This window comes from Actinomadura sp. KC345, assembly GCF_004348515.1.
In the GTDB taxonomy this organism is placed as follows: domain Bacteria; phylum Actinomycetota; class Actinomycetes; order Streptosporangiales; family Streptosporangiaceae; genus Spirillospora.
In genome coordinates this window covers 1-5,968 of sequence record NZ_SMKH01000389.1, presented here as the reverse complement: position 1 = coordinate 5,968, position 5,968 = coordinate 1, and the positions used below count along the sequence as shown (strand labels likewise).

The 5,968-nt window shown below is 71.4% G+C and carries 3 protein-coding genes; 2 read left to right on the top strand and 1 reads right to left on the bottom strand.

Going from position 1 to position 5,968, the window contains the following annotated elements:
• Positions 1-444: 444 nt before the first annotated feature.
• Together E1281_RS36195 and E1281_RS36190 are read left to right on the top strand one after the other, a co-directional pair.
• Positions 445-2,901, top strand: a complete 2,457-nt coding sequence (locus tag E1281_RS36195) for a sodium-translocating pyrophosphatase (protein WP_131884212.1) — start codon at positions 445-447, stop codon at positions 2,899-2,901.
• 328 nt (positions 2,902-3,229) lie between these two features.
• Positions 3,230-3,697, top strand: a complete 468-nt coding sequence (locus E1281_RS36190; RefSeq protein WP_131884211.1) for a histidine phosphatase family protein — start codon at positions 3,230-3,232, stop codon at positions 3,695-3,697.
• Positions 3,698-3,699: 2 nt separating this feature from the next.
• On the opposite strand, the gene E1281_RS36185 is transcribed toward E1281_RS36190, so the two are convergent.
• Positions 3,700-5,937, bottom strand: a complete 2,238-nt coding sequence (locus E1281_RS36185) for an FUSC family protein (RefSeq protein ID WP_131884210.1) — start codon at positions 5,935-5,937, stop codon at positions 3,700-3,702.
• Positions 5,938-5,968: the final 31 nt, after the last annotated feature.

Here is a 5,968-nt window from a genome sequence, read left to right as displayed (position 1 = left end):
GGCGTGTCCGGTTTGGGACAGGTGGGACTCGGGGTGTAGGGGGTGTGAGAATCTCATGGGGATGATCTGGAACTGAGTCGATTTGGGCCTGGACATAATCCGTGTTAATGCGTAGCTTAAATGCGGACGCAGGCGGCCGAGTCGATGCGCCAAAGACGTGCTGCGCGCGTGGAGCTGGCTACTCGGTAATAGTGCGCTAACCCAGTCTGACCTGGGAAGATGCTGCCTGGACGGGCCAATGGGGCAAATTTCGGACGTATCGTCCATTGCATTTTGGTGACATCCGCTTCAAGGGCTCTTCGGCCTTAACATTCGACCTACGCCTGCGTAGACTCCCGGGACCCGCGCTGCCGTGCGAGGCGTTCGAAATCATGACTCGCGGGGTACGCGGTAAAGATCGTCTTTAGACGGTCGAAATCGCAACACCCTTGTCGAGGAGGACGGATGTCTGGGCTTTCCCTGTCAAGCCCGGTCAGCGCGGACGTGGATCTCGGCGGCGGCGACCTCTCCCTGGTCGTCGTCGTCGCCGTGATCGCACTGCTGGCACTGGCCGTCGCCGCGGGTCTCGTACGTGATGTTCTGGCCGCCGGCCAGGGCACCGACAAGATGCAAGAGATCGCGCGGGCCGTTCAGGTAGGTGCGAGCGCCTATCTGAAACGCCAGTTCCGAACGGTCGCGGTCTTCGTGGTCCTGATCCCGCTCGTCCTGCTGCTGCTCCCGGCGGACTCGACCGGGGAGCGGATCGGACGATCGGTCTTCTTCATCATCGGTGCGCTGTTCTCGGCCGTCACCGGGTTCGTCGGCATGTGGCTGGCGGTCCGGGGCAACGTCCGGGTCGCCGCGGCCGCCCGCGAGCAGGGCGGCGAGAAGACGGCGATGCGCATCGCCTTCCGTACGGGCGGCGTCGCCGGCATGTTCACCGTCGGGCTCGGCCTGTTCGGTGCGGCGGTCGTCGTCCTGGCCTACAAGGGCGACGCTCCGAAGGTGCTGGAGGGCTTCGGCTTCGGCGCCGCGCTGCTCGCCATGTTCATGAGGGTCGGCGGCGGCATCTTCACCAAGGCCGCCGACGTGGGCGCCGACCTGGTCGGCAAGGTCGAGCAGGGCATCCCCGAGGACGACCCCCGCAACGCGGCGACCATCGCCGACAACGTGGGCGACAACGTCGGCGACTGCGCCGGCATGGCCGCCGACCTGTTCGAGTCGTACGCGGTCATGCTCGTCGCGGCGCTCATCCTGGGCACCGCGGCGTTCGGCACCGAGGGCCTGGTGTTCCCGCTGATCGTGCCGATGATCGGCGTGATCACCGCGGTGATCGGCATCTTCGCGGTGGCGCCCCGGGCGGGCGACAGGTCCGGCATGACGGCGATCAACCGGGGCTTCTTCATCTCGGCGATCATCTCGGCGGTGCTCGTCGCGATCGCCGCGTTCCTCTACCTGCCCTCGTCGTTCTCGGAGCTGAACGGCGTCACCGACCAGGAGATCATCGCCCTGGACGCCGACCCGCGCTGGGTGGCGCTCGGCGCCGTCATCATCGGCATCGTGCTGGCCAGCGCGATCCAGCTGCTCACCGGCTACTTCACCGAGACGAACCGCAAGCCGGTCCAGGAGGTCACGAACAGCGCCCGGACGGGCCCGGCGACGGTCATCCTGTCCGGTATCTCGCTCGGTCTGGAATCGGCCGTCTACACCGCGCTCGTCATCGGCGGCGCCGTGTACGGGGCGTTCCTGCTCGGCTTCGGCAACACCACCGTCGCGCTGTTCGCGGTGGCGATGGCCGGCACCGGCCTGCTGACCACCGTCGGCGTGATCGTCTCGATGGACACCTTCGGTCCCGTCTCCGACAACGCCCAGGGCATCGCCGAGATGTCCGGGGACGTCCAGGGCGAGGCCGCGGCCGTCCTGGAGCGGCTGGACTCGGTCGGCAACACCACCAAGGCCATCACCAAGGGCATCGCGATCGCGACGGCGGTCCTCGCCGCGACCGCGCTGTTCGGCTCGTTCCGCACGACGGTGATCACGGCGCTGAACGACGCGTCCGACGACGCCAAGGACGCGCTCGGCGACTTCGGCACCTTCAGCCTGTCGATCGACAACCCGAACGTGCTGATCGGGCTGATCGTCGGCGCTGCGGTGGTGTTCCTGTTCTCCGGGCTGGCGATCATGGCGGTCGGCCGCGCGGCGGGGCGGGTCGTGGTCGAGGTGCGCGAACAGTTCCGCACCAAGCCCGGGATCATGGACTACACCGAAAAGCCCGACTACGACCGGGTCGTGGACATCTGCACCCGGGACGCGCAGCGCGAGCTGGCCACCCCCGGGCTGCTGGCGATCATGACCCCGATCGCGGTCGGCTTCGCGCTCGGGTACGCGCCGCTGGGCGCCTTCCTGGGCGGCGCGATCGCGGCGGGCGTCCTGATGGCGGTGTTCCTCGCCAACTCCGGCGGCGCCTGGGACAACGCCAAGAAGCTCGTCGAGGAGGGCCACCTCGGCGGCAAGGGCAGCGATGCGCACGAGGCCACGATCATCGGCGACACGGTCGGCGACCCGTTCAAGGACACCGCCGGCCCCGCGATCAACCCGCTGATCAAGGTGATGAACCTGGTCGCGCTGCTGATCGCCCCCGCGGTCGTCACGTACGCGGGCAACACCTGGCTGCGCGTCGGCGTGACCGCGCTGGCGGTCGCGGTCGTGGTGGCCGCCATCGTGATCTCCAAGCGGCGCGCCGACCCGATCGCCGAGCCCGCCGTCGAAGGCGGCGCACCCGGCCCGGCCGCCACGGAGAGCGGCGAGGCCGAGGGCGGCGCCGTCGAGAAGGGCTCCCCGGAGGAGGCGGCGGTAGGAGCCGACTCCACCGCCACCAAGGCCGAGACCGGCAACGAGGAGTCGTCCGCTAACAAGAGTTGACGGTCAAGGCGGCGAGGGCCGGTGGCGACCAGCCGCCGGCCCTCCGCCGTGCCCGGCCGCACATTCGTATGGCCGGGTCCCGTCACGAGTGCGCGGGGGCGGTCATACGCTGTACGCGTCGGTCCGGTATCAGCGGGCCGCACGCGGAGCGAAGTGAAAGCGGGAGGCGTTGTGGCGGGCGACGGCGGCAAGTCGACGATGTCGGGGGCCAAGGGCTTCGCCATCGTGCTCGGCGGAATGCTCGGCGTCATCGGCGCGATCTGGATCCTGTCGGTCCTCGTGGCCCCATGACGCCCGCGATGCAGCGATCGCACGGAGGGCACCGCACATGAACACGCTCATCCTGCTCCGTCACGCGAAGGCCGTGGCCGGGCTGGGGCTCGCCGACATCGACCGTGCCCTCAACGACCGTGGGCGGCGGGACGCCGCGGCGGCGGGGGAATGGTTGCGGGAGAACGATCTCGTCCCCGGGCTGGTGTTGTGCTCCACGGCGGCGCGGACGCGGGAGACGCTCGCGCTGCTGGACGTCGACGCGGAGGTGAGCTTCGAGTCCGGGATCTACGACAACGATCCCGACGGGCTCCTCGATCTGGTGAGGCAGGCCCCGGACGATGCCGGGCGGCTGCTGCTGGTGGGGCACAACCCGTCCGTGCACCAGCTCGTCCACGATCTGACCGGGAGCGCGCCGGAGAGCTTCCCGACGTGCGCGTTCGCCGTGATCGAGTTGCCGGGCCCGTGGGCGGACGTCCGCCGGGGCGCCGGTGCGCTCCGCGCCACCCGTACCCCCAAGGACTGACCTCAGGGACGCCGTTCGGCGGCGTCCAGGGACGATTCGATGACCGTCCCGGCGTCCTCGCGCAGCGATCTGATCGTCAGGCGGGTGCCGGACACCTGGAGGAGGGCGTGCCGGAGCGGGGTGAACTCGTCCCGGCCGACGCCCGACCTGATCTCGGCGCGGCGCCGCCGGGTGAGCGTGGACAGGTGGGAGTCGAGGTCGGCGAGTTCCTCGCTCAGCTCGTCGGAGGGTGTGGGGGCCTTGGGGTCGCGTTCCTCCTCCAGCAGTTCCGCGGTCTCCTCCAGCTGGTCGGCGAGACGGTCGAGGATCTCGGGTATCGGCCCGGTGTCGACGGCCTCCTCGCGGGACAGCTTGGCCACGGTGATCAGGTGGTCGCGGGTGCGGTGGGCGGCGTCCACCGCGGTCTCCAGCTCGGAGATCAGGCCGGTGTCGGGCAGCCGTTCCTGGCCGAGCCGCGTCCGGGTCTCGGCGACGGCCTCCGCGGACCGCTCCGCGGCCACGATCCTGTCGTGCGGCAGCCGGACGCGTTCCCCGGCCAGGACGTCCGCCGTCGCGCGGACGAGGCCCGCGTGCCGGTCGAGGAGGCGGCGGAGCTGGACGGGCAGGCGTTCGAGGTGCCCGGCCGGCCACAGGAGCCGGACGGCGAGGTACGCCATGACCGTCCCGCCGAGCGTCAGCAGGATCCGCTCGCCGGCGGTGTGCCAGTCGGCGGGCGTGGAGAAGTCCAGCAGCATCATGGCCAGCGGCGTCCCGAACAGGGCCCAGTACGTGTAGTTCACCGCGCGCAGCGCGAACCCCGCCACCGCGAAGCAGAAGATGATCGCCGTCATGGCGGTCGGGCCGGGGGCGATGGTGAGGATGACCGCCGCGATGGCCGAGCCGGCCGCGGTGCCGCCGAAGCGCTGGAGGAGCTGCTCGACCGTCTCGCCGTAGGTGGCGCGCAGGCTCAGCATCGCGGTGATCGTCATCCAGTGCCCGTACTGGAGGTCCAGCGCCGCGACCAGCGCCATCGTCACCAGGGCCGTCACGAAGACGCGCGACACCTGCCGGAACATCGGCGAGCGGGTGCGGACGGAGCGGCGGACGCGTTCCCAGACCGGTGTGGGGTCGAGCGTCTCCGGCATCCGGGGCGGGCGCACCCCGATCCGGACGCCGCCCGCGACGATGCGGCGGGTGGAGGCGACCTCGCCGGCGATGCGGTCGACCGAGCGGCGCACCTGGCCGATCAGGGAGACCGCGACGAGGTCCTCGTCCCCGGCGAGCCCGGCGCGCCTGATCTGCTCGGCGGCCCGCCCCATCCGGCGGACGGCGGCGGACTCCTCCCGGCCGAGCGGCGCCTCGCCCGAGGTCGCGATCGCGCCCGACAGGAGCCGCAGCCGCGCCGCGAGCGCCGAGATCGCCGTCTGCGTCTCCTCCCGCCACTCGCGGTCCGGCGGGTAGTTCTTCGCGGCCTCCAGGACGGCCTGGAGCGTCACCGTCTCGTGCAGGACGCGGCCCAGGGCCTCGATGAGCCGTTCGGGCCTTGTGGGTTCGCTGCGTCCGCGCCCGGACCGGTACAGCCCGTAGGTGGCGCGTGCCGCGGTCAGCGCCTCGGACGCCGCCCGCCGCTTGGCCTCCCAGTCGGGGATGCGGGTGACGGCCATCAGGTCGGGGTTCGTCAGGTCGACGTCGTCCAGGGGACTGCTGTCGGGTGCCGCCACGTCCTCCGCCACGGCGTCCAGGGCCTCCGCGACCGCGTCCGCGGTCTCGCTCAGCGCCCCGCGCAGCGGACGCAGCCGCCGCGCGGGCCACGGCGCCAGCAGCAGCCCGGCGACGAGCAGGCCGCCGATCAGCTCCAGTACCCCGATGAGGATGACGTCGGACGGCGGCCGGACCGCGCTGAGCAGCACGGCCAGTCCCGCCGTCGGCCCGATCCGCGGGACGGCGACGCCCAGCGCGATCAGCGGCGGCACCACGACGACGGGCAGCCACAGCCGCTCGCTCAGCAGCCCGCCGAGGGCCGACCCGACCGTCACGATCAGCACGCCGACCGCGAGATGCCGTGCCCGCGCCCCGTACGGCCCCTCGGGCGTCCGCAACGCGACCAGGTAGGCGCCGAGCGCGATCACCGCCCCCTGCGCGCCGTGCCCGGTCAGCACCCCCACCAGCAACGGCACCGCCATGGCGACCGCCGCCGCCACCCCGTACATGGGCGTGGCCCGCCCATGAATCCTGGAGTAGGCCCCCCGGACGACGGTCACGAACGCCCCCCTCTCACCCACGCCCCCACAC